The following is a 22749-nucleotide window of genomic DNA, read 5'->3' as shown; positions in this document are numbered from 1 at the left end:
CAAGCTCACTGACCGAGTGGCTAGTGCGAGGGCCTCGGAGGAGAGCCTCACTCACCACTGCGCCCACCACAGTGTGCCACCTGCGCCACACATACAACCCATAGGCACGAACCGGGAGAATCATGGCACTGCCCAAAATCAAGCCCTACACCTACATTGACCGTGAACACAGCAACCGCGTGAGCTGGCCCGTAGACCCCAGCCGCGCTGTACTGCTTGTACACGACATGCAGGTACACTTCGTCCAGGCTTTCGAAGGAGCTGATCTGGGTGAGGGCAACGCCAACCCGGACGCCCAGATTAACGTCGCTATTCGGAACCTGCGCCGCCTCATTGACGCCGCCCACGCCGCAGGAATCCCGGTCTACTACACCGCGCAGCCGCCGCGCCAGAACCCCGAGGATCGCCGCCTGCTCATCGACTTCTGGGGCGACGGCCTGCAGAATGACGAGTCCGCCCGCGTGCTCGACGAACTCGCACCCACCGACCGCGACACCGTGCTGACCAAGTGGCGTTACTCCGCGTTCGTGCGCAGCCCCTTCGAGGACCTGCTCAAGGAGTCCGGTCGCGACCAGCTCATTATCGGCGGCGTGTACGCGCACATTGGCTGCCTAACCACCGCCTTGGAGGCGTTCATGCGTGACATTCAGCCGTTTATGGTTGCCGATGCGCTCGCCGACTTCTCGGAAGGTGAGCACCGCATGGCGTGCGAGTACGCTTCGGGTCGTTGCGCCCGCGTGCTGAACACCGCCGATGTACTCGCCGACCTGCATACTGCAGAAGGTGCTGAGAAGGGTGAGACTGCTGAGGAGGCGCGCGCATGAGCTGGGTCATTGTGACCGGCGCGAACGGCGGTATTGGTGAGGCAACCGTCCACCAGCTCATCAAGAACGGTTATTCGGTATTTGCGGCGGATCTTGCGGAGCAGTCCATTGCCTCCTTCGCCACCTACGGCGATGCGCTCTTCCGCTACCGTTCCGTGGACGTGACCAGCGAAGAGTCCGTCACCGCCCTCGCTAACGCCGTGGCGGCACTCGACGAACCCATCACCGGCGCGGTGCTCGCCGCGGGCATCGCCCACAGCCAGCCGCTGCTGGAAACCAGCTTCGACACCTGGAAGCGCCTGCACGCGGTCAACTCCGACGGCGTGTTCCTGTGCCTGCGTGAATTCGCGCGCATCATGATTGACCAGCAGGAAACCGACCCGACCAACAGTCGCTCCCTGGTGACGGTCGCCTCCAACGCGGCGCGTGTGCCCCGCGCGGAGTTCGGTGCCTACGGTGCGTCCAAGGCTTCGGCGGCACGTGTGAGCTCCAGTTTCGGTCTGCAGCTTGCCGCGCACGGTATTCGCGTGAACTCGGTCTGCCCCGGCACCACCCGAACCCCCATGGTGACCGCCGCCTGGGAGGGTGAGGACCGTTCCGCCCTGCCGGTTGCCGGTAACCCGGAAACGTTCCGCCTGGGCATTCCGCTGCGCCGTATTGCCGACCCGGCAGATATTGCCTCGGTGAATGTTTTCCTCATTTCTGAGGCGGCACGCCACATCACCATGCAGGAGATTGTCGCCGACGGCGGCGCGACCCTCTAACGGCGCTGATGTGACCGCAATATACCCGCGCCCGCACTGTACTCTATGTACTTCCGGCGCGAACCCACACACCACTGATAGAAGTACAATGACGAACCTTCCTGATTTTATTTTTGCCACCGGCACCCGCGTCCTGCGCGCATCCGGTGCGATGACCCCTGTCACCTTTGATAACGCCCTGGACGAGGCAAAACGCGCCGGTAGCGCCGTCGTGGGTCTGATTCCTTTTGGCCCGGATATGCCCGCCTACCTCTTCGTGCCTGAACGCATGGAGGAGCAGCAGGTGCCGGTCCCCGAGCAGACCGTGGCGCTTGCCGAACCGGTATCGGTGACCGGCCGCCAGAACGACCGGTTCCGTGCCGCCGTGGCGACCGCCGTGGAGCGCATGAAGGCGGGTGAGCTGAGCAAGATTGTGCTTTCGCGTGTGCTCACCGCCCGCTACGCACCCGGCGCTCTCAACCTGGAGGCACTGTACAACAACCTGCGCGCCCAGCAGCGTTCCGCATTCAACTTTGCGGTGCGCCTGCCCGAGGGCGAGCGCGGCATGAGCGGAAGCTACCTGATGGGTGCCTCCCCGGAGCTGGTGTTCCGCACCGAGGGCCGCGCCTTCAAGACCCACCCGCTTGCCGGTAGCGCCCCGCGCATTGCCGAGCCCGGTAGCGCCGAGGACGAAGCGATTCGTGACCGTCTGTTCGCCTCGCCGAAGGACCGCCACGAGCACGCCTACGTCATCAACGATATTGCGGAGCGCCTGGCACCCATCGCCGAGGAGCTGAACGTGCCGCAGGTGCCCTCGTTGCTGCAGACCCCGCAGCTGTGGCACCTGGCGACCCCCATCGACGGCGTGTTGAAGGAGGGGCTGACTTGCCTGGACGGTGCCCGCGCGATCCACCCGACTCCCGCGATTTGCGGTGCCCCCACTGAGAAGGCGCTGGAGCTGATTCGCCAGCTGGAGTCTTTCGAGCGCCGCTACTTTGGCGGTCTGGTCGGCTACATGGACGCCGAGGGTAACGGCGAGTGGGCGTTGGTGCTGCGCTGCGCCCAGGTCAGCCCGGATGAGGCGGTGCTGTACGCGGGTGCGGGTATTGTGGCTGAGTCCGACCCGGAGCTGGAGCACACGGAGACCGGTACGAAGCTCGGTAGCTTTGGCCGCGCCCTGGGCGTGGATACCCTGGGTGAGGATACCCCTTAGGCTCTGCCACGAACGCCTTGACGAGGCAGAATACAACGACTGAATAAAACGACGGAACGCGCTCGCTGGCATGGCGGGCGCGTTCCGTCGTTGTATCAGGTGTTAGGGGATTGAGCGCGACTAATCGGTGAGCAGGCGCTTGAGCTCCAGGGGAGTAGCCACCGGCAGAAGCTGAGCCTCAACCTGCGCGGGCTCACCCTCGGCAGGGTTCTCCAGTGCCAGGGCGATGAGCATCTTCTGGGCGTGCTCGGGGTTCTCCGCATCGGGCAGTGCCACGGGTACCCACTGCAGGCTAAAGCTCCGCTCGATAGCCTCGCCGCCCTGAGCCGCGGGCGCGCTAAAGGTCGCTTGGGCGGTCAAGCTGTCCTGAGTCAGTACGCGCAGGGCGGTCGGCTCGGAAGCATTGCCTCCCAGAGTTTCATCGCCTGCACTCTCGCCGAGCGGCTCGTCGTTCATGGCAAGTTCGAGCGCATCCAGCAGCTCATCGGTGAGCTGCACCCGAACCAGGGACGGCACCACGCTCAGACCGTGGCCGGTCGCCTTGAGCACCGCCTCCTTAGCGGTCCACAGTGCCACCGAGAGCAGGTGCAGTACGGGCGCGGGGCGTTCCTGCGCCGCCCGCTCATAGAACGAGCGTTCTTCATTGGAGAGCGCTAGGCGCGCAAAACCAGAGAACAGGCGCGCATCCAGGGTCTCAACATCCACGCCGAGCACCGCCGAAGAATTACGACTAAACGCACCCACCACCAGCGGGTTTACCTGCGACATATTGAAATTCACGCCCGCAATACGCGGCTTACCGTGCTTCTTGTCGCTGGTGCACAGGGTGCAGGAACGATCCACCTCAATCTCAGAAGCGGCACTGGACGGCACATCCAGACGAGCCGCCGCCATGGCGCGCATGAGCGCCTGAGTGCTCAGGTAGCTGACCGCCGCCGTGGAGGTCGGCAACTGCGCCGCATGCTGCTGCTCGGCAAGACCCAGGTAGCTCAACCAGCTAAAACGCAGGGAACCGTACATGGTGCGGGTGGGAAGAGCGAAAATCTGCACGCGCTCGCTCGGACGGGCGGTAGGGTGCTCCGGGTGCTGTGCGCTGGGTGTTTCGGTGGCAGAATAGCTCATAGGTTTAGTGTACCCGCCCGGCTATGGTGGGCTCCTATAGGTTGTCCACAGCCGTGACCGCGCGCTACGCACCCTCGCCGCCGGTGCGGTAAAGTCATCACAGACATCATTACGGACAGCCGCCCGCACGATAGAGCGGCGGCGCAGAAAGAAGGTACCGTGAACAGCACGCAAGAGATCATTGCCGCCGCAGACGGCTCGGCGCTGGGCAACCCCGGACCGGCGGGCTGGGCATGGTATATCGACGACGACCACTGGGCGAGCGGCGGCTGGGCGCACGGCACCAACAATATGGGTGAGCTCAAGGCTGTCCTGGACCTGTTCGAGGCGACCGCATCCCGCCCGGAGGCGAAGCTGCGCGTGTACTGCGATAGCCAGTACGTCATTAACTCGCTGACCAAGTGGATGCCCGGCTGGAAGAAGAAGGGCTGGAAGAAATCCGACGGCAAGCCCGTGCTCAACCGCGACCTTCTGGAGGCGCTGGATCAGGCGCTGACCGGCCGCGACTACGAGTTTATTTGGGTGAAGGGCCACGCGGGTCACGCGCTCAATGAGAAGGCGGATTCCCTGGCGAACGGTGCCGCGCGCGCCTACCAGGAGGGCCGTGAACCCGCGCACGGCCCCGGCTTCGGTGCGGCTGCTGAACCCACTACTGCGGCTGAGCCTGTGGAGGCTCCGGCTGTTGAAGTGCCGATTGTGAACGCTCCGGTTGCAGAACCTGCCCTCTCTGACGTTGCGCTCTCTGATTCGGCGCCCTCCGAGTCTTCCGCGGACGCCCACCTGCCCATGCAGGAATTCACCGCAGCCGAGATCGAGAACGCCCAGCGCGGCGTGGAGAGCCTGCGCCTGTCCGGTCTGTTGCGCCCCGCCTCCGCGGTGAACGCCCCCGACCCGGAGGCGGTCCGCACCCGCAAGGAACAGCTGGCGCTCGCGGCAGAGCGTGCCGCTGAGCGTGACGCAAAGGCACTGGCACGCCAGCAGGAGGAGACCGCTCAGCAGGCATCGAGTGCCGCGCAGGCGGAAGAAGAGGATGACCTGACCGGTCTGGAAGAGTTCGCAGGTCTGGACCCGAACGATGTTGACCCGGCGGAACTGCTGGGCGAGACGGAAGCGCACGCAGAAGAGCAGGCGGTAGAGCCCGCCGCGGCGCCCGCACAGACCGTAGAGCCCGCTCAGGTTGAGGCACCCGTGAAGGACGCACCCGCTTCTGCCCCTGCGGCACCCGCGGCACCCGCTCTGAACCCCGAGGAAGCCGCCGCCGCAGAACAGCTACTCGAAAGCCGCGGCTCCGTCATGGAGGCACCGCAGCTGGAGTCCATGCTGCACGAGCGTCTGGTGTGGGTGACCGCCACCGGCAAGTCGGTGTCCCGCTCCTCGGTGCTGCAGTACCGCGAACGCGCCTTCACCCAGCAGGGTGCCCCACTCAAGCAGGGTATGCAGGTGCTGGATTCTTCCAGCGTGCTGGTTATGGCGGCGGTTGCGACCGCGCGTGGTCGCGTGAGCCGTTCGAGCATTTGGCATTACGATGCTGAGCGCGGCCTGTGGCGTCTGCGTTTCCGCCAGGAGACCCCTGCTTCCTAAAGCTCAGCTCCTAAAGCTCAGCTCCTAAGGAATGGGCTCTTGGGCGCAAAGATTTCCGTGCAATAAAACCCCGCCGCATCCTCATTCTCGAGGATGCGGCGGGGTTTTCTCAATAGATGTTCGCCGCCTTCTGGCAAATCTGGCGGGCGGTGTGCCGTGCGTCCGGGACCTTTAAACCACCCGGCCTGCTGCCTGGCTGCGGGTGGGGTTTTGGGCTTGCCGCCCTGACCCCTTAGCCGACGAACATGGAGGCGTTAGCCTGCTCGGTGTCTGCGTAGTTCACGCCTGCGCGGGTGAGTGCCTCGTTGATCTGGGTGATGGATGCTTCGACCTGGCGCTGGGTTGCGTGCCACTGGTCCAGTACGCCCTGGAAGTTGGCGGATGCGGAGCCGGTCCAGGAGCTCTGCAGGTCGTGCAGGGATGCGGTCATACCGTTGACGTCTGCGGTGATGGATGCGACGTAGGATCGTGCCTGTGCGCTCTTGGCTGCGATGACTTCGGAATCGACATTGAACTGTGCCATGGTTTTTCTCCTTTGAGATATGTGAGATAGGTGGGGCGGTTGCCCCGTGGTGGCGCTTGGGGTGTGGATCTCTGGAAGGGTTGAGTTCCTGACCGGAAGCTTGTTATCACTATATCTTTCAAAATACATCAAATGAGTCAAAAAATGATGAATTGATAAATCTGTGGATAAACCCGCCAGATTCGCTCCGGCATCTCGAAAAAATCGAAAACCCACCCGAAAATGACGTGCCCATGACGCGCACAGCAAAGCCCCCGAGCCGCAGAACGTTCAAGTTCTACAGTCCGGGGGCTTGTGCGTTATCCAGCGTTGTAGCGTTACTTCATCAGCTGATCGTCCGAGACGGGCGGCGGGTAGAACGGCAAAGAAATCACGAAGGTAGCGCCGCCACCGTCGGTCTCTTCAATGTGGATCCTGCCCTCGTGCTGCTCAATAATCGCAGCCACAATGGACAGGCCCAGACCCGTACCGCCGGTCTCACGCGAACGTGAAGTATCGGTGCGGTAGAAACGCTCGAACACGCGCTCGCGGTCCTCACCGTGAATACCGGGGCCGTGGTCGCGCACCTCCAGCACGGAGAGCGGGAAGCCGGGAACCTCTTCGCGCACGCCCACCGCAATCTCTAGGGGAGAACCGTCGGGGGTGTAGCGCATGGCGTTGGTCAGCAGGTTCGCCACGACCTGACGCAGGCGCGATTCGTCGCCGAGCACGGTTGCGGAGGTTGGTGCCACCTCTTCGTTCAGACCCACGAGGGACACTGCACGATCGGGTGCCGTGGCGTAGGCGTCGTTACTAGCGTCCACCGCGAGGTTGAACAGGTCGAAGGGCGCCAGCTTGGATTCGCGGCGCTCATCAATACGTGCCAGGGTCAGCAGGTCTTCCACGAGCTGGCCCATACGCTTGGACTCTGACTCGATGCGGCTCATCGCGGTTGCGACCGCCTCATCGGTGGGTAGAGCGCCCTGACGGTACAGTTCCGAGTAGCCTCGAATACTGACCAGCGGGGTGCGCAGCTCATGCGAAGCGTCACCCACAAAGCGGCGCATTTTCGCTTCGCTCTTCTCGCGGGCTTTGAAGAGCACCTCAATTTGGGCGAGCATCGTGTTCAGCGAAACCGCAAGGTTACCAATCTCGTTGCTGGGGTTGTAGTCCTCAATACGCTGCGAGAGGTCGCCGGCAGCAATCTTAGCGGCGGTCTGCTCCACACGCGCGAGCGGCTCGAAAGTGCGGGTCACGATCACCCAGGTCATCGCAATCGCGGAGGCGAGAGTAGCCAAACCAAACGCGAAGGTCAGCACGCCCACGAGGGCGACCACCTGGTTCGTTTGTTTCAGCGGCATGGCAATGATGAGGGAGGCCGCCTCCGGCAAACCTGAAGAGTCGTTGGCTTCAATGGGCACGGCGAGCACACGCCAATCGGAGGAGCTGCCCACCGAGTTGACGGTGACCGCCTCCTCGTTTTGCTTGCGAACCTTCTCTTCGGTCCAGCCCTGTAGCGCCGGCTCGCTGAACTGTTCGCTGTCCTCGGACTTGAGCGAGTACAGTACGTTGCCGTCCTTATCGAGCAGGTACAGGCGGTAGGTGCTCAGGGATTGTTCCTGATTGCCGGAGGGGCGCACGGTCGCCAGCTGCACGAGCGAGGGGGCGCTGTTCTTCATCTCTTCGTCCAGCTGGTGCACCATCTGGGCGCGCAGAGCGGAAATCGCCACCAGGCTCGTCACCGCAATGGAGAGGGCAATGAGCATGGAGGTGATGAGCACCAGCTGGGTGCGAAGGGAGAGAGACTGGGGGATCCGGTCGAGGGGTTTGAGCGCCACGTTAGCCTCGAGAACCGCGAATCATGTAGCCCACACCGCGCTTGGTGTGGATGAGCGGCTCGTGGTTTTCGCGGTTGTTGTCGATCTTGCGGCGCAGGTACGAAATGTAGGACTCGACGATGGAGGAGTCGCCGTTGAAGTCGTACTCCCACACGTGGTCGAGAATCTGCGCCTTGGACAGCACGCGGTTCGCGTTGAGCATCAGGTAGTGCAGCAGGTTGAACTCGGTGGGGGAGAGGTCAATCTCTTCGTCACCGAGGAACACTTCGTGGGTGTCCACGTTCAGGGTGAGAGCGTCGACGCGCAGTACGGCGTCGTCCTCTTCCTGGATGCTGCGGCTACGGCGCAGAATAGCGCGGATACGGGCAATAACCTCGTCGAGGGAGAAGGGCTTGGTGACGTAGTCGTCGCCGCCAGCACCCAGACCGGTGACCTTGTCTTCGGTGGCGTCCTTCGCGGTTAGGAAGAGCACGGGGGTGGTGGCGCCGTTTTCGCGCAGGCGGCGGGTCACCTCGAAGCCGTCCATGCCGGGCATCATGACGTCCAGGACGATGAGGTCGGGGTTTTCGGCGTGTGCCTTTTCGAGGGCTTCGCGGCCGTTGCCGGCGGTGACTACTTCAAAACCGGCGAAACGCAGGGAGGTGGCGAGCAATTCAAGAATGTTGAACTCGTCATCGACGACTAGGAGTTTTGCTTCAGCAGACATACTCTATCTTTCTCTCTGAATGGCAGGCTGTACTTGATAAGTGAATGATGTGTGTGTGAGCTTGCGGCTCAAATCTATGCCTTGTTACGGCGCATAACCGACAGAATGAGTGCGGTCATGAGGGCAATAAAGGCGACGGGGAGGAGGACCAGCGGAATCTGGCTCATGAGGGCGGGCGGCGCTGCCCCAACCCACTTCATCACGAGCATGGCGACTCCGGTGAGCAGGCAAATCAGGGCGAGAAGCGCACCTGCCGCGCCGAGCCAGCGGATGGCTCCGGCGTAGGGAAGGGGCGCGGGCGCCTGGTCTGCGGTGCTGCGCGTGTCCTGTACGGGTTCATTACTCATGAATTTAACGGTATCAGCTCACACACAGCTGTTCGTGGGCGAAGCCCCAGATTTAGCGGTTTGAGACCCAAATTCACAGCGTATGTGAAGCTTAGGGGAGCGACCGCACTGTTTGTGCACGCGAGATGCTTTAATAGGGGTATGTCTGAACAGGTTATTGAACTGCTCCCCGAAACTACGCCCGCTACTGACGCGCCCGCAGAGTCCGTTGCGCCTTCTGCCGCGCCTGAGAGCATCGACGAGGGTAGCGCTGTACCTGCTGAGACTCAGCCCTCCGTGAACGCCGAAGAACCTGCGGCCGCTGAAGAAGCAGCCGCTGAAGAAGCGCCGGCAGAGAACGCGGAGAAGACCGAAGACTCCACCCCCGACCCCTTCACCCCGCTGGATGAAGAGGTGGGTGCCCCCTCCCTGGGTGTTCCGCACAAGTTGCGCCGCACCTCCAAGGTGGATGAGATTCTTGCCGCCGCCAAGGACGTGGCGCTGCAGGGCGTTCAGGAGATCGCCCCGGCACACGCTATCGGCCTAGTGCACCACGTGCGCGCCGAGGAGGAACGCCTGAGCACTCACCTCTTCGAGTGCACCCTGCCCGGTTACCGCGGCTGGTTCTGGTTTGCGACCCTCTCGCGTGCGCCTCGCTCCCGAGTGGCAACGATCTGCGAGGTTGGTCTGCTGCCCGGCGACGACGCGCTGATTGCGCCGGATTGGGTGCCGTGGGCTGACCGCGTTCGCCCCGAGGACCTGCAGGAGAACGCCGTGGAGGAAAACGCAGACTCTGCTGAGTCTGTTGAGTCCGCTGAGAACGAATCTGCAGAGAACGAATCTGCTGCAGAAGAAACTGCCGAGGCTGAGTCTGCAGAGTAAGCCTGCCGCCTACTCCTCTTAATAAGGGGCGGGCTAGCAAAAGCGTATATATAAAGTGTTGTGAGTCGTCCACCGATTTTCGGTGGGCGACTCAATGACTTAAGCCGTGGCAAAAGCCGCTAAAAAAGTACATAATAGATTATTGAATTAAGTAACGACTTAGGCAGTGCTATCTAAGTACTGTTGCGGTGAAAGCTGGGAGAGATACATGACAGACCTCATCGATACCACAGAGATGTATTTGCGCACCATCCTCGAACTGGAGGAAGAGGGCATCGTCCCCATGCGTGCGCGCATCGCTGAACGACTCGAGCACTCCGGCCCGACCGTCTCCCAGACCGTGGCGCGCATGGAGAAGCACGGCCTGCTCACCGTTGAGCCGGACCGCCACCTCGAACTGACCGAGGAAGGCCGCCACAAGGCGGTCGAGGTGATGCGTAAGCACCGCCTGGCTGAGCGCCTGCTCTCCGACATTATTGGCCTGGAACTCGAGTACGTGCACGAAGAGGCATGCCGCTGGGAGCACGTCATGAGCGACAAGGTGGAGAAGCGCATCCTGGAGATGCTCAAGGACCCCAAGTTCTCCCCCTACGGCAACGCAATCCCCGGCCTGGAGGATCTGGGCCACGTGAGCGAGAAGAACGACGAGCGCACCGTGCCCATGTCTCTGGCTGCGCGCGACTCCGGTCCTGAGGACCGCTTCACCATTTCTCGCTTCCCCGAGTCCATTCAGACTGATGTTGAGCTGCTGAAGCTGCTGGCTGACGCAGGTATTGTCTACGGCGCTTCGGTGTCCGTGGTTGCCGGCCAGAACGATGACGTGATTGTTCACGCCGACGGTGAAGAAGACACCCTCTCCCTGGACATGGACGTGGCAAACGCGATTGTGGTCAAGCGCGGCGGCAACCTCTAAGCTCTAGTTCTGAGAGTCCGCTAACCCAGCTCACGCTTTAAACGGTGGTATCGCCTCCCTTGGTGGAGGCGGTGCCACCGTTTTTGTGTCTGCGGCGGTTTATATGGTCTTACGGTGGGATTCGGGTTGAGGCGCCTAGCGGGCGGGGTGTTTCAGAGTTTGGTCGCGTGCGCGGGCGCATATACTCCTCTCTCAAAGTTTTAGCAACTGCGCTCGAGTGCATTTTTCGTGTTTTTCGCTTAAATCTGAGGTTGAAACTGAGGGAAACGCCGGTATCTGAGCCATCTCTGAGAATGGACATTTAAGAGACGAGGCTCATTTTTAAGAGTTTTGAACCCTGTCCTTAAGGGGTGGTGGTGCCTTAAAAGCGAATGTGCATCCTTGTGAAATGCCTAGTCAAGCGCCTTAAGTCGCTTAAGCTCCCACAAATAAACGGGGGTCTAGTCGGTCCAATCCACTCTGTTCCGCCGGGGGTGAAAGCCCGGAATTTAAGACCGAAAGAGGTGACAACTGGGAGTTTTCTGTGTATTCTCTTTTCTGTGCCCAAATCCTAATCGTAAGAGGGCACCGTCGAAGCGGTTCCGCTGAGTTCTGCCAACGCTTCGATGAACGTCTACCCAATATGGCAGAAGCGGGGGACCCAATCCCCAAGCTGGGATACGGCTTCTCAATCGAGAGGCCTCGGGGCTAAGTCACTTCGGTGGCCGAGCGAATCCATGCTCGAGCCCGACAGCTCACCTCGTCAGGCAATGGAGGAATTACCAATGGCTAACAAGATCGTACGTACCGCAGGTGCAACCCTCGCAGCAGGCGCAATCCTGCTCGGCTCGACCGTTCCCGCGAACGCATTTGCACAGATCCCCGCTGCTGCTGATCTGTCCTACGACTACACCAACTACGAGTTCGACTACACCAGCTACAACACCCCCGCAACCACCTACGTTGCACCCCAGGCTCAGGCACAGCAGGCCTACGTTGCTCCCGCAGCAACCGAGGCACCCGCTGCTCCCGCAGTTGAGACCTCCTACGTAGCACCCCAGGCTGAGACCCAGCAGGCTTACGTTGCACCCGTTGCAGCTCCTGCACCCGCTGCTCCCGCAGCTTCCTCCGCTTCCACCGGTAACGCATCCCGCGACGCAATCGTTGCAACCGCAATGAGCGGCCTGGGTGGCGCATACGTTTGGGGCGGCAAGACCTTCGGTGCATGGGACTGCTCCGGCTTCACCTCTTGGGTTTTCGCTCAGCACGGCATCAAGCTGACCGCTTTCACCTACGCAATGAAGAACGAGCTGCGCCCGACCTCTAACCCCCAGCCCGGCGACATCGTCTTCCAGAACGGCTACAGCCACGTTGGTATCTACCTGGGCGACGGCAAGATGATTTCCGCTCTGAACCCCACCAACGGTACCCTGGTGCACCCCACCTCCTGGATGTCCGTTGACGGCTACTACACCGCTCTCTAAGCCTTAGCGCATAGAAGCTGGGTCTAGCCCAACATACTTCTCAAAAGGCGCCCACCCCGCACGGGGTAGGCGCTTTTTGCGTACCCAAGAAGTCCCGCAAAAATACCGCCGAGCGTGCACCTTAGGACGGGTGCGTTCTCGGCGGTATTCGTTGGGGGTGCTTCTCTACGGTGTGAGACTACGGCGCGAGAGCCTGCAGAAGCTTCTGAGGGTCCTGCTCCCACTCGGTAAGCTCAGGCCGCAGGTTAGTCCGTGCCGGCTCCTCCCAGAGCTTATACGCCTGCTCGGAGAGGAAGATACGCTCGCGCTCCAGGATGGAGCGCAGGAAGGTCGTGCGGCCGGTACGGAACGCCTCATCGTCAAAATGGGAGTACTCGGTACGCACCCCGCGCAGGTAGCGGCGGTAGCGCGCCGGTTCTGCCGCAAGAATTGCCATGTCGGCGTCAAGGAAGAACTCAATATCCGTTACCGCGTAGCCTGCCGGTAGTTCGGCAGACTTGGGCAGCTCGTGGGTTGCCGTGGCACGCACCAGAAGGCGCACCATCTGCAGCTCGTGCCCGCTCAGCAGGCCCGCGGTCACCAGTGGCTCCAGGGAGGCACTTGCGAGCTGCTCGCTGCGGCGCTCATCCTCACCCGGCGCGCCCTCGTAGACTGCGTCGTGGAACCACGCCGCCAGAACCGGCGCCAGGGGAGTAGCACCCTGCGTGCGGTGCGCGTACAGGCAGTCCAGGTCGGCGAGCATCTGCGAAAGGTGCCCGCTGTGGTGGTAGGCGCGGCGCGGCTGCTCCCACGCCTGCAGCAGGCTCTCACCCAGATCAGCTACCTGAGCACGCAGCTCGGAGGATACCTCCAGACGCGCAAGACGGGGCGCGAACGCCGCCTTCCAGGCGCGCAGCAGGCGCGGGCGAATCTTCTCGGGGCGTTCCTTGAGCGGGATGCGCAGACCGCTCGCAATGAGCGTGCGAGTCAGCTCCGCGCCGCTGAGCTCAACCGCGCCCGCCCGCACCAGCTCATCGTAGAGGTGTGCCGGCACATCGTAATGGTCGCGGTCGAAGGCGCGCTCGCTAATGCCCGCCGCCGCGGCGAACTCGTGCAGTTCCGTCAGGGACACATCGGAGATGAGGTGCGAGAAGACGGTGCTGTGTGCGGGCCAGGTGGGCGGGTCAATGTAGATGCTCATTCGTACATTGTAGGAGCGGTTCTGCCGCCGGGTGCGGGTGTCTTCGAGCGGTGAACACAGACGGTGAACACGGGTTGGGACGCCGGGCGGGCAGGGCGCGGGCGGGAACATAGGCATGGCTGCTGGTGGCTTCTAGGGTCCCGTGGCGAACAGTCGTGCGGGGTGCTTTATACTGGATAGGTACGCCCTCGTAGCTCAGGGGATAGAGCACTTCTCTCCTAAAGAAGGTGTCGGACGTTCGAATCGTCTCGGGGGCACACAGAACCGGTAGTCACGCCGGTACGAGAAAACCGCCCGTTGCTTGCGTTAGCAGGCGCGGGCGGTTTCTCTGTTTCTGCACGTAACGAGTACTCAAGAAAACACGTTATAGCTGAGACAGGTCAATCTTGCCCATCTGCAGGATTGTCCGACGAGTGGCTTCGTCCGCCATCAGCTCAGCAATATTGCTCGGGACAACCTGCCAAGAAATACCCCAACGATCTACACACCAGCCGCAACGCTCCGCCTCAGGCACCGCGGAGAGCAACTCCCAGTAGCGGTCAATTTCCTCCTGGTCGCGGCAGGAAACAACGACCGAAACCCCTGGCGTGAACGTGAAATCGTGGAAAGCACCAGAATCGGCAGCTGCCAGCCATGTGCCCTGCAGGTTAATGTCGGTGAACATGACCGCATCCGATCCGAAGGGGGTGCCCTCTGGATAGTGATACAGGGTTCCGCGGCGGGCATCGTCAAAGATAGAAAGCCAACTGTTGGTGGCTTCTTCTGCATTGCCGTGATTCGTACCGCCAAACATGAATGAGGGGATGATGAAGGGGCGCGGGTCGCCCTCGGGGTTGGTGAGCATCAGCTGCCAGGTCATACCGAAACGGTCGCGGACCCAGGCGTAGCGAGGAGAGAAAGGGTACTCGCCCAACTCCATGAGTACGCCGCCACTGCTCAGCTTTTCGTAGAGCTCATCAAGGTAGGCGCGCGCCTGCTCTTCACCGCCGAATAGGAGCGGGTCAAAGTTCAGAATGCAGCTGATGGACTGGTTCGGGGTGTACCGGTCGTCACCGTTGATGAGCGTGAGCTTGAAACCGTGAATGCTGATAGTCGCCGTAAGCCCGGGAACCTGCTCGGTAATGGAGGCGTTGCGGAAAACCTCGGTGTAGAATTGCGCGGCTTCATCAGCGGTGCCGTTGCACCACAGGGCGCATGACAGGGTGGGGGTTGCGGTCTGAGTCATGCGGTCATCCTAGCACGGGGAACCTTGGATACAGGCGTGTAGCTGCCGGCGGGAGATAAGCGGTGGGTAACCGAACGGGTGGGAGCGGGGGAGTAAATGCGGTAGCATGGAATATCGAACGTGTATTCTAGGCAGCGAGGTAGACGATGAGCGACAAGCCCGAACAGCAGAAGCAGCCCTTCACCGAACAAGACGGCCTCTTCGCCGCCGAACTCGTCACCCCCGCAGCGCCGGCTGACCCTGTGCTGGTGGACGAACCGCCCTTTGACCCGTACTATGATGTACCCCCAGCCGAGGACGACTACTACGCGCCTCCCATGGATGCCGCAGTGATGGATGCTCCGGTGATGGAAGCGCCCGCACAGGACGTACCCGTCGCCCTGCCCACCGGCATGCCCGCCTACAGCGCCCCTGCTACCAGCGCGCCCGCACCCGTTTCTGAACCCGGCGTGCCCGCAGTCTTCACCGCCGCAGACCCGCTTGGTGACTTCATGCCGCCCGCCTACCGCGTCGGCGGATACGGCGAGGACTTCGACCCCGCCGACCCTTACAACGAACGTACCCACAGCCTCAACGCTGTGGACCCCACCTCCCTCACCGCGGGGCTCAACGACCGCCAGGAAGAGGCCGTACTGCACTCCGGTTCGCCCCTGCTCATCGTCGCGGGTGCGGGCTCGGGCAAGACCCGCGTGCTGACCCACCGCATCGCCTACCTGCTCGCAACCCACCGGGCGACCCCCGGCCAGATTCTCGCCATTACCTTCACCAACAAGGCTGCCGCCGAAATGCGTGAACGTATTGAGGCGCTGGTCGGCCCGCGCGCCAAGCACATGTGGATTTCGACCTTCCACAGCTTCTGCGTGCGTGTGCTGCGCCGTGAGGCCGCCGCCCTGGGTCTGAAGTCCACCTTCACCATCTACGATTCGACCGACTCGCAGCGTCTGCTGAGCCTGATCATCAAAGAGCTCAACCTGGACACCAAGAAGTTCACCGCCAAGGCAGTGGGCAACCGCATTTCCGCGCTGAAGAACGAGCTGGTCAGCGCTGAGGCGTACGCATCCCGCGTGGCAAGCGATAATCCGTACGAGAAGACCATCGCGCAGATTTACACCGTCTACACGCAGCGTCTGCGCGCCGCCAACTCCCTCGACTTTGACGACCTGATTGGCCGCACCGTCTTCCTGCTGAAGAAGTTCCCCGAAATCGCGAACTACTACCGCCGCAAGTTCCGCCACATCCTCGTGGATGAGTACCAGGACACCAACCACGCCCAGTACCAGCTGGTGCGTGAACTGGTCGGCGCCCACGTGAAGGCGCCGGCTGACCGCGGCCCCTACCCGGACGCCGTGCCCCCTGCTGAACTGACCGTCGTGGGTGACTCCGACCAGTCCATCTACGCCTTCCGCGGCGCGGATATCCGCAATATTACGGACTTCGAGAAGGACTACCCGAACGCCCACACCATTCTGCTCGAGCAGAACTACCGCTCCACGCAGAACATCCTCTCGGCGGCGAATGCGGTCATTGAACGCAACCCCGACCGTCGACCCAAGAAGCTGTGGACCGCCTCCGGTGCGGGTGCGAAGATTATCGGTTACGTCGCCGAATCCGAGCACGCCGAGGCACGCTACATCACCCGCGAAATTGATCGCCTTGCCGATGAGCACGGCGTGCAGCCCGGTGACGTCGCCATCTTCTACCGCACCAACGCGCAGTCCCGAACCCTTGAGGACATGCTCATGCGTGCCGGCCTGCCCTACCGGGTGGTCGGTGGTACCCGCTTCTACGAGCGTAAGGAAATCAAGGACGCGCTCGCCTACCTGCGCGCCCTGAGCAACCCCGACGACGACGTGAACGTGCGCCGCATCCTCAATGAGCCCAAGCGCGGTATCGGTGCCAAGTCTGAGTCCGTGGTGGCGGAGTACGCGAGTGCGAACCGCATCTCCTTCTACGCTGCCGCACGCCAGGCCGCCGATATCCCCGGCCTGGGCGCTGCCGCCGTGAAGAAGTACGCCGAGTTCGTGCGCCTCATGGATGACCTGGCGCAGATTGCTCGCACGGAACCGGCCGCAACCTGCCTGGAAGCGGTCCTGGAGCAGACCGGGTACCTTGCGGCTTTGCGCGCCTCCAAGGATATTCAGGACGAATCGCGCGTGGAGAACCTCTCCGAGCTGCTCGACGCCATGGTCGAGTTCGAGACCGAGAACCCCGGTGCCGACCTGGAGCAGTTCCTCGAACATGTGGCTCTGGTCGCCGACGCCGACTCGATCCCGAACCGTCCCGCCAGCGCGGAGGGTGAGAACGCCTCCGCCGCGCAGATTGCCGCCGAGGCAGCTGAGGCGAAGGCACAGGGCATGGTCACCCTCATGACCCTGCACACCGCCAAGGGCCTGGAGTTCCCCGTGGTGTTCCTGACCGGCATGGAGCACGGCCTGTTCCCGCATCAGCGTGCCCTGACCGACGAGAAGGAAATGAGCGAGGAGCGCCGCCTGGCGTACGTGGGTCTGACCCGCGCCATGGAGCGCCTGTACCTGACCCGCTCTGAGACCCGCACCATGTGGGGTAAGAGCCAGTTCAACCCGCCTTCGCCCTTCCTGGAAGAGATTCCGGAGGAGCTCATCGAGTGGAAGCGTACCGCCGGTTTCTCGGGCTTTGGTGCCTCCGGTATGGGCGCGTATGGCGCTCGCGGCGGCGGTTCCTATGGCGGCAGCTCCTACGGTAGCTCGTATGGTGGCGGCTATTCGGGTGGTTCTCGTTCTGGATACGGTTCCGGTGGCTATTCGGGCGCCTATGGCTCGGGTGGTTACAGCTCCGGTGGCTCGCGCGGCTCTTACGGCCCCTACGAGTCTCGCCCCGCACGCCGTTCTGAGCCGTCCACCGCGGATATTAACGGCTCGGCAAGCTACGGGTTGGCGGCGGCTGCCGCCTCCTCGAAGGTGACGAACCGTTCCCGCGTGCACCAGAGCAAGGAAATTCCGACTCTGGCGGTCGGCGATACCGTGCGCCACACCAAGTTCGGTGAGGGTCGTGTGCTCGCCGTTGAGGGTAGCGGCGATAAGACCGTGGCGAAGGTTCGCTTCGGCTCGGAGGAGAAGCGTCTGCTGTTGCGTTACGCGCCGCTGGAGAAGGTGAACTAGCGCGCCGGGAGTGAGAACCTGGCAACGCCGATGGAGGGGCGGGTACCTGAGGGTGCCCGCCCCTCTTGTGTGCGCTGTACCGGGCGTGTTGTCCGCCTGGTGAGAAAGGCCCGGATGCTCTTCTGCGCGCGGCGGTAATGTCGCGTTTTCGCCGGTATTTCGCGGCGGATGGGGCGCCGCGTGCTCGGGTTAGTTACCCGGTACGCAACCTTTGGGTAAAACGTACCCAAAATATGTGTGAGCTGAGTCGCTAAAATCTCAGATTTGGGGCTCTGTGAGTGCGAGCTCACGCCGAATCCGATAGAGTAGAGACGAGAGAAATTCCCCGCGTCAATGATGCGTGTGCGCCGGGTGCGAGAGACCCCTATCGCACCGTACCGGCCGCATGGGGGAACCTCCTCTAATGACCAGGCCGAGTGCACCAGTACTCGGCACCACTTCGAAGAAGAAGGACACCTGTGGACCTTTTCGAATACCAGGCGCGCGATCTCTTCGCAAAGCACGGCGTACCCGTGCTCAAGGGCATTGTTGCGACCACCCCTGAAGAAGCAAAGGCAGCAGCTGAGGAAATTGGCGGCCTGACCGTCATTAAGGCTCAGGTTAAGACCGGCGGCCGCGGTAAGGCTGGCGGCGTTAAGCTCGCAAAGTCCCCCGAAGAAGCTTACGAGCACGCTAAGGCAATTCTCGGCATGGACATCAAGGGCCACACCGTTCACCGCGTGCTGGTCGCTGACGGCGCAGACATCGCCGAAGAGTACTACTTCTCCCTCCTGCTGGACCGTGCAAACCGCTCCTACCTGGCAATGTGCTCGGTAGAAGGCGGTATGGAAATTGAGCAGCTCGCTGCTGAGCGTCCCGAGGCACTGGCAAAGATTGAGGTTGACCCGCTGGTTGGCCTGGACCAGGCTAAGGCTGAGGAAATTGCTAAGGCAGCAGGTTTCTCCGCAGAACTGCAGGAGAAGGTTGTTCCCGTTCTCGTCAAGCTGGGCGAAGTCTACACCAAGGAAGACGCAACCCTGGTTGAGGTTAACCCCCTCGTTCTGACCCCCGAGGGCACCATCCTCGCCCTGGACGGCAAGGTCTCCCTGGACGACAACGCAGAATTCCGCCAGCCCGAGCACGAGGCTCTCGTGGACAAGTCCGCTGAGAACCCGCTGGAAGCTAAGGCAAAGCAGTTCGACCTGAACTACGTGAAGCTGGACGGCGAGGTCGGCATCGTTGGTAACGGTGCAGGTCTGGTTATGTCCACCCTGGACGTCGTTGCATACGCTGGTGAGAACCACGGCAACGTCAAGCCCGCTAACTTCCTTGATATTGGTGGCGGCGCATCCGCTGAGGTTATGGCTGCTGGCCTGGAAATCATTCTGGGCGACGAGCAGGTCAAGAGCGTTTTCGTGAACGTCTTCGGCGGCATCACCGCATGTGACGCAGTGGCAGACGGCATTGTGAAGGCTCTGGAGATTCTGGGCGACGCAGCAACCAAGCCCCTGGTTGTGCGCCTGGACGGCAACAATGTTGCTGAGGGTCGCCGTATCCTCTCCGAGGCGAACCACCCGCTGGTTGTTCTGGCTGAGACCATGGACTCCGGCGCTGACAAGGCAGCAGAGCTCGCTCACAAGGCGTAATCGCCAGCAAAGGATTTCAAGGAAGTAATATGTCTATCTTTGTGAACAAGGACTCCAAGGTCATCGTTCAGGGCATCACCGGTGGCGAGGGTACCAAGCACACCGCACGCATGCTCGCAGCAGGCACCAACATTGTGGGCGGCGTGAACGCTCGCAAGGCTGGCACCACCGTCACCCACAAGGCGAAGGACGGCTCGGACATCGAGCTGAACGTGTACGGTTCCGTAGCTGAGGCTATGGAGAAGACCGGCGCGAACGTCTCCATCGTCTTCGTTCCCCCGGCCTTCACCAAGGCAGCAGTTCTCGAGGCTATCGAGGCTAAGATTGGCCTCGTCGTTGTCATCACCGAGGGCGTTCCGGTTCAGGACTCCGCAGAGTTCTGGGCAGCCGCTAAGGCATCCGTGGACGAGAACGGCAAGCAGATCACCCGCATCATCGGCCCCAACTGCCCCGGCATCATCTCCCCCGAGGAGTGCCTGGTCGGCATTATCCCGGCGAACATCACCGGCAAGGGCAAGATCGGTCTGGTTTCCAAGTCCGGTACCCTGACCTACCAGCTGATGTACGAGCTCTCCGACATTGGTTTCACCACCGCTATCGGTATTGGTGGCGACCCCATCATCGGCACCACCCACATCGACGCTCTGGAAGCTTTCGAGGCTGACCCCGAGACCGAAGCAATCGTCATGATTGGTGAGATTGGTGGTGACGCTGAGGAGCGCGCCGCTGAGTACATCAAGGCAAACGTGACCAAGCCCGTCGTCGGTTACATTGCGGGCTTCACCGCTCCCGAGGGTAAGACCATGGGCCACGCGGGCGCTATCGTCTCCGGTTCCTCCGGTACCGCTCAGGCGAAGAAGGAAGCTCTGGAAGCAGCAGGCGTGAAGGTCGGTAAGACCCCCTCCGAGGCTGCAAACCTGATGCGCGAAATCTTCGCAGCGAAGTAAACAGCATAGTATTGCGGCAGATGCCGGTAGTCCATGAGGCTACCGGCATCTGTGCTTTTAACGCCCCGCTACCGCCCGCAAATATTGCACTAGAAAATAAGATTGTGCACATAGTGCCACAAAAATATGTAAGTCCGACCATAACCTTTGTATACTGGAGTGCATTGAGCCTAGTCAGAACCATTCTGAGTGGCTCCAAGAAACACCAAACACTCACAGGAGATCACCACACTCATGACCCAGCCCATCTCTCGCCGCGCCATCGCCAAGGCAGGCGTCTGGTCCGCACCCGTCGTCGCAGCCTCCGCAGCCGTTCCCGCATACGCCGCATCCAAGGAAACCCCCGGCGTACAGTACGGCGTGTACGTCAGCGTGCAGAACAACGGCGGCTACGTCGGCTACGCATCCTCCAACAACACCGGCACCATCAACCCGGCAACCCCCGAGGCGCACTTCACCGCCTCCACCACCCCCGACTCCGACATCAACTGGGACGACGCAACCTCCAAGCCCAAGAGCGCAACCTACGTCAACGGCGAAGGTAAGTTCACCCCCGTCACCAACTCCCAGACCGGCGCAAACGGCGCGTACATGTCCTCCAGCGGCTTCTGGTGGTCCGTGCCCACCAAGGACACCGCAACCGGTACCGGCTACATCCCCGGTAGCAGCGTTACCCTCGCGGCCGGCGCAACCTTCGTGACCGAGGTCGAGTACACCGTCTCCGCTAAGGCTCAGTCGCTCCTGAAGCTCGGCAAGATCAACGGCCAGTCCTGGAGCCCCTCTAGCCGCCAGCTGACCGGTAAGACCACCGAGCTGGTCGCATCTGCAGGCCAGGCAAAGTACCTGTCCGTCGCACAGACCGCCGGCACCTGGACCGCAGAGGTCCCGACCATCACTCAGAACTCTGATGGCACCTACACCTTCAAGGGTCGTATCGTCTACACCACTAGCAAGGCGTACACCATGAAGCAGTCCGGCACCAAGTACTACAGCCAGACTAACTTCATGCCGGCGCAGCTGCGCTTCCCGGCAAATGACGGCTGGGTCTCGTACAAGCAGACCTCGACCGTGCAGGTCGCTAACCTGACCTACTCCGGCAACGGCGCAAGCGGTTCGGAGAGCGTTTCCGGTCAGGCAACCACCGCGCAGATCAACCCGTAATCGGGCTAACCCGTAAGAGCTTCGGGTAAAGGCATACGGAAAACCCCCGGCGGATGAGTTCAACTCACCCGCCGGGGGTTTTCTATGCTCAGGTTGCGGCACTCACGGGGGAGTGCGGGGCATACCTAAGCGGCTATATAGACTTGTCTAAAGCTTATTCATGAAGTGGAATTAGCCAACCGTCGTGCCGAACGCCAGACCCAGCAGGTAGGTCACGAACGCCGCACCGTAGCCAATCAGAATCTGACGGATACCGCGCTTGAGCGGGGACGCACCCGAGAGCAGACCCACCACACCGCCGGTGAAGCCCAAAGCCGCACCCACGAACAGCAGGGACAGGATCATCGCACCCACACCCGACAGGCCGAAGATATAAGGCAGAATCGGAATCAGCGCACCCGAAGCGAAGAACGAGAAGGAAGCCGCCGCGGCACCAATATCGGTGCCCAGCGCCACGTTCTCCTCGCGCTCCTCATCATCACGGTGCGACAGCGACGGGTCACAATCGCAATCCAGGTAGCCGAAACGCTCCATCGCGCGGTGATGCGCCGCCTCCGGCTCCATGCCGCGGGCACGGTAAATGAGCTCCAGCTCGTTCGAATCCAAATCCAAATCGTGCGCAACACGCAGAGTCACCTGGGTCGGCTGGGACGCATCTAGCAGCTCACGCTGAGAGCGCACCGACACGAACTCGCCCGCCGCCATCGACAGCGCGCCCGCCAGCAGGCCCGCAATACCCGAGAGCAGAACCATCGAGCTGGACGCACCCGAGGCGGTAATGCCCATAATCAGCGCCAGGTTCGAGACCAGACCGTCGTTAGCGCCGAAGACCGCTGCACGGAAATTACCCGAGAGTTTCTCACGGCCGCTGGTTGCCAGGGCGCGAATAATCTCCTCGTGAATTGCCTCGTCAGCCGCCATTTCCTCGGTAGCGTCCGGATCCTCAGCGTAGGGGGAGCGGGACTCGGCGCGCTGAGCCATCGCCAGAATAAACACCGAACCGAAGTTCTTCGCCAAGAACTGCAACACCAGAGACTGTAGGGACGGGCGCACGTGCACATTCGCGTGCTCGCCGAGCATGTCACGCCAATGCTGCTGGTGACGCTTCTCAGCCTCTGCCACCTGCAGCAAGATTTCGCGGTCGGTGCCCTCGGCACGGCGAGCCAGGTACCGGTAGATGCGCGCCTCCGACTCTTCATCAGCCAGGTAGCGGCGCCAACGCTTAATCTGCGTGGGCGTAGGGTCGGTGACCGCGCTGTGGCGGGTCGGCTGGTGCTCGCCTTGGAGCATCTCGGTCTCTTCGCCGTGCTCGTAGGGTGCGTGCGTGCTCATATCTCTCTTTCCGCCGGTGCGGGGCGCAC

Annotated in this window: 19 protein-coding genes, 1 tRNA gene and 1 riboswitch; of the genes, 12 read left to right on the top strand and 8 right to left on the bottom strand. The window is 61.9% G+C overall.

Features of this window, described 5'->3' with window-relative positions; genetic code table 11:
- The first annotated feature begins 122 nt into the window (after positions 1–122).
- The 3 genes from AB8C10_RS00235 (at position 123) to AB8C10_RS00225 (ending at position 2780) form a co-directional block, all read left to right on the top strand.
- Positions 123–824 (top strand): isochorismatase family protein, encoded by a 702-nt coding sequence (locus AB8C10_RS00235; protein WP_368866460.1) that lies wholly within the window; start codon positions 123–125, stop codon positions 822–824.
- Positions 821–1588 carry an SDR family oxidoreductase gene (locus AB8C10_RS00230; RefSeq protein WP_368866459.1) on the top strand — a complete coding sequence of 256 codons (768 nt, stop codon included), beginning with the start codon at positions 821–823 and terminating at the stop codon, positions 1586–1588. The genes AB8C10_RS00235 and AB8C10_RS00230 overlap by 4 nt, the downstream gene beginning before the upstream one ends.
- 88 nt (positions 1589–1676) lie before the next feature.
- Positions 1677–2780 carry an isochorismate synthase MenF gene (locus AB8C10_RS00225; RefSeq protein WP_368866458.1) on the top strand — a complete coding sequence of 368 codons (1104 nt, stop codon included), beginning with the start codon at positions 1677–1679 and terminating at the stop codon, positions 2778–2780.
- Positions 2781–2900: 120 nt separating this feature from the next.
- Here AB8C10_RS00225 and AB8C10_RS00220 read toward each other — a convergent pair whose 3' ends face one another.
- Positions 2901–3902, bottom strand: coding sequence for a 4'-phosphopantetheinyl transferase superfamily protein (locus AB8C10_RS00220; RefSeq protein ID WP_368866457.1), 1002 nt, complete (start codon positions 3900–3902; stop codon positions 2901–2903).
- Between the two features lie 159 nt (positions 3903–4061).
- On the opposite strand from AB8C10_RS00220, the gene AB8C10_RS00215 reads away from it, so the two are divergent.
- Positions 4062–5483 (top strand): RNase H family protein, encoded by a 1422-nt coding sequence (locus tag AB8C10_RS00215; protein WP_005504525.1) that lies wholly within the window; start codon positions 4062–4064, stop codon positions 5481–5483.
- A 232-nt stretch (positions 5484–5715) separates the two neighbouring features.
- On the opposite strand, the gene AB8C10_RS00210 is transcribed toward AB8C10_RS00215, so the two are convergent.
- The 4 genes from AB8C10_RS00210 to AB8C10_RS00195 form a co-directional block, all read right to left on the bottom strand.
- Positions 5716–6006, bottom strand: coding sequence for a WXG100 family type VII secretion target (locus AB8C10_RS00210; protein WP_005504526.1), 291 nt, complete (start codon positions 6004–6006; stop codon positions 5716–5718).
- A 317-nt stretch (positions 6007–6323) separates the two neighbouring features.
- Positions 6324–7823 (bottom strand): sensor histidine kinase, encoded by a 1500-nt coding sequence (locus tag AB8C10_RS00205; RefSeq protein WP_297605987.1) that lies wholly within the window; start codon positions 7821–7823, stop codon positions 6324–6326.
- Between the two features lies 1 nt (position 7824).
- Positions 7825–8529, bottom strand: a complete 705-nt coding sequence (locus AB8C10_RS00200; RefSeq protein ID WP_368866456.1) for a response regulator transcription factor — start codon at positions 8527–8529, stop codon at positions 7825–7827.
- A gap of 74 nt (positions 8530–8603) precedes the next feature.
- A complete protein-coding gene (locus tag AB8C10_RS00195) occupies positions 8604–8876 on the bottom strand; it encodes a hypothetical protein (RefSeq protein WP_368866455.1) in 273 nt (90 codons plus the stop codon).
- A gap of 141 nt (positions 8877–9017) precedes the next feature.
- On the opposite strand from AB8C10_RS00195, the gene AB8C10_RS00190 reads away from it, so the two are divergent.
- The 3 genes from AB8C10_RS00190 (at position 9018) to AB8C10_RS00180 (ending at position 12113) form a co-directional block, all read left to right on the top strand.
- Positions 9018–9737, top strand: a complete 720-nt coding sequence (locus AB8C10_RS00190; protein ID WP_368866454.1) for a DUF3027 domain-containing protein — start codon at positions 9018–9020, stop codon at positions 9735–9737.
- A 208-nt stretch (positions 9738–9945) separates the two neighbouring features.
- A complete protein-coding gene (locus AB8C10_RS00185; RefSeq protein ID WP_294640533.1) occupies positions 9946–10650 on the top strand; it encodes a metal-dependent transcriptional regulator in 705 nt (234 codons plus the stop codon).
- Between the two features lie 604 nt (positions 10651–11254).
- Positions 11255–11414: riboswitch (cyclic di-AMP (ydaO/yuaA leader) on the top strand.
- Positions 11415–12113: a C40 family peptidase gene (locus AB8C10_RS00180; RefSeq protein ID WP_368866453.1), complete on the top strand. Its 699-nt coding sequence runs from the start codon at positions 11415–11417 to the stop codon at positions 12111–12113.
- A 178-nt stretch (positions 12114–12291) separates the two neighbouring features.
- Here the strand turns inward: AB8C10_RS00180 and AB8C10_RS00175 are convergent, their stop codons facing one another.
- The gene (locus AB8C10_RS00175) at positions 12292–13293 is read right to left on the bottom strand and encodes a DUF4031 domain-containing protein (RefSeq protein ID WP_368866452.1); all 1002 of its coding nucleotides are present in this window, start codon (positions 13291–13293) and stop codon (positions 12292–12294) included.
- A gap of 184 nt (positions 13294–13477) precedes the next feature.
- On the opposite strand from AB8C10_RS00175, the gene AB8C10_RS00170 reads away from it, so the two are divergent.
- Positions 13478–13550, top strand: a tRNA-Arg gene (locus AB8C10_RS00170).
- Positions 13551–13657: 107 nt separating this feature from the next.
- On the opposite strand, the gene AB8C10_RS00165 is transcribed toward AB8C10_RS00170, so the two are convergent.
- Positions 13658–14518 carry a VOC family protein gene (locus AB8C10_RS00165; RefSeq protein WP_368866451.1) on the bottom strand — a complete coding sequence of 287 codons (861 nt, stop codon included), beginning with the start codon at positions 14516–14518 and terminating at the stop codon, positions 13658–13660.
- Between the two features lie 146 nt (positions 14519–14664).
- Here AB8C10_RS00165 and AB8C10_RS00160 point away from each other — a divergent pair, with 146 nt between their 5' ends.
- From AB8C10_RS00160 to AB8C10_RS00145, 4 genes are all read left to right on the top strand, one after another.
- Positions 14665–17655: a UvrD-helicase domain-containing protein gene (locus AB8C10_RS00160; protein ID WP_368866450.1), complete on the top strand. Its 2991-nt coding sequence runs from the start codon at positions 14665–14667 to the stop codon at positions 17653–17655.
- 458 nt (positions 17656–18113) lie between these two features.
- Positions 18114–19280: an ADP-forming succinate--CoA ligase subunit beta gene (sucC, locus tag AB8C10_RS00155; RefSeq protein WP_105360621.1), complete on the top strand. Its 1167-nt coding sequence runs from the start codon at positions 18114–18116 to the stop codon at positions 19278–19280.
- A gap of 29 nt (positions 19281–19309) precedes the next feature.
- Positions 19310–20227: a succinate--CoA ligase subunit alpha gene (gene sucD, locus AB8C10_RS00150; RefSeq protein WP_005508195.1), complete on the top strand. Its 918-nt coding sequence runs from the start codon at positions 19310–19312 to the stop codon at positions 20225–20227.
- A 234-nt stretch (positions 20228–20461) separates the two neighbouring features.
- Positions 20462–21388, top strand: a complete 927-nt coding sequence (locus AB8C10_RS00145) for an amino acid oxidase (RefSeq protein ID WP_368866449.1) — start codon at positions 20462–20464, stop codon at positions 21386–21388.
- A gap of 171 nt (positions 21389–21559) precedes the next feature.
- Here the strand turns inward: AB8C10_RS00145 and AB8C10_RS00140 are convergent, their stop codons facing one another.
- A complete protein-coding gene (locus AB8C10_RS00140; protein WP_439958512.1) occupies positions 21560–22720 on the bottom strand; it encodes a VIT1/CCC1 transporter family protein in 1161 nt (386 codons plus the stop codon).
- Between the last annotated feature and the right edge of the window lie 29 nt (positions 22721–22749).

This window comes from Rothia mucilaginosa (genome assembly GCF_964210535.1).
GTDB lineage: Bacteria > Actinomycetota > Actinomycetes > Actinomycetales > Micrococcaceae > Rothia > Rothia mucilaginosa_F.
Note: the sequence above shows the minus strand (reverse complement) of the source record. Positions and strands in the feature narration are given on the sequence as shown.

What these genes read in the sequence shown, in the direction of transcription:
- AB8C10_RS00235 (WP_368866460.1), top strand. Translation starts at nt 123, where the DNA reads ATGGCACTGCCCAAAATCAAGCCCTACACCTACATTGACCGTGAACAC.
- AB8C10_RS00230 (WP_368866459.1), top strand. Translation starts at nt 821, where the DNA reads ATGAGCTGGGTCATTGTGACCGGCGCGAACGGCGGTATTGGTGAGGCA.
- AB8C10_RS00225 (WP_368866458.1), top strand. Translation starts at nt 1,677, where the DNA reads ATGACGAACCTTCCTGATTTTATTTTTGCCACCGGCACCCGCGTCCTG.
- AB8C10_RS00220 (WP_368866457.1), bottom strand. Translation starts at nt 3,902, where the DNA reads ATGAGCTATTCTGCCACCGAAACACCCAGCGCACAGCACCCGGAGCAC.
- AB8C10_RS00210 (WP_005504526.1), bottom strand. Translation starts at nt 6,006, where the DNA reads ATGGCACAGTTCAATGTCGATTCCGAAGTCATCGCAGCCAAGAGCGCA.
- AB8C10_RS00200 (WP_368866456.1), bottom strand. Translation starts at nt 8,529, where the DNA reads ATGTCTGCTGAAGCAAAACTCCTAGTCGTCGATGACGAGTTCAACATT.
- AB8C10_RS00195 (WP_368866455.1), bottom strand. Translation starts at nt 8,876, where the DNA reads ATGAGTAATGAACCCGTACAGGACACGCGCAGCACCGCAGACCAGGCG.
- AB8C10_RS00190 (WP_368866454.1), top strand. Translation starts at nt 9,018, where the DNA reads ATGTCTGAACAGGTTATTGAACTGCTCCCCGAAACTACGCCCGCTACT.
- AB8C10_RS00185 (WP_294640533.1), top strand. Translation starts at nt 9,946, where the DNA reads ATGACAGACCTCATCGATACCACAGAGATGTATTTGCGCACCATCCTC.
- AB8C10_RS00180 (WP_368866453.1), top strand. Translation starts at nt 11,415, where the DNA reads ATGGCTAACAAGATCGTACGTACCGCAGGTGCAACCCTCGCAGCAGGC.
- AB8C10_RS00175 (WP_368866452.1), bottom strand. Translation starts at nt 13,293, where the DNA reads ATGAGCATCTACATTGACCCGCCCACCTGGCCCGCACACAGCACCGTC.
- AB8C10_RS00165 (WP_368866451.1), bottom strand. Translation starts at nt 14,518, where the DNA reads ATGACTCAGACCGCAACCCCCACCCTGTCATGCGCCCTGTGGTGCAAC.
- AB8C10_RS00160 (WP_368866450.1), top strand. Translation starts at nt 14,665, where the DNA reads ATGAGCGACAAGCCCGAACAGCAGAAGCAGCCCTTCACCGAACAAGAC.
- sucD (WP_005508195.1), top strand. Translation starts at nt 19,310, where the DNA reads ATGTCTATCTTTGTGAACAAGGACTCCAAGGTCATCGTTCAGGGCATC.
- AB8C10_RS00145 (WP_368866449.1), top strand. Translation starts at nt 20,462, where the DNA reads ATGACCCAGCCCATCTCTCGCCGCGCCATCGCCAAGGCAGGCGTCTGG.
- AB8C10_RS00140 (WP_439958512.1), bottom strand. Translation starts at nt 22,720, where the DNA reads ATGAGCACGCACGCACCCTACGAGCACGGCGAAGAGACCGAGATGCTC.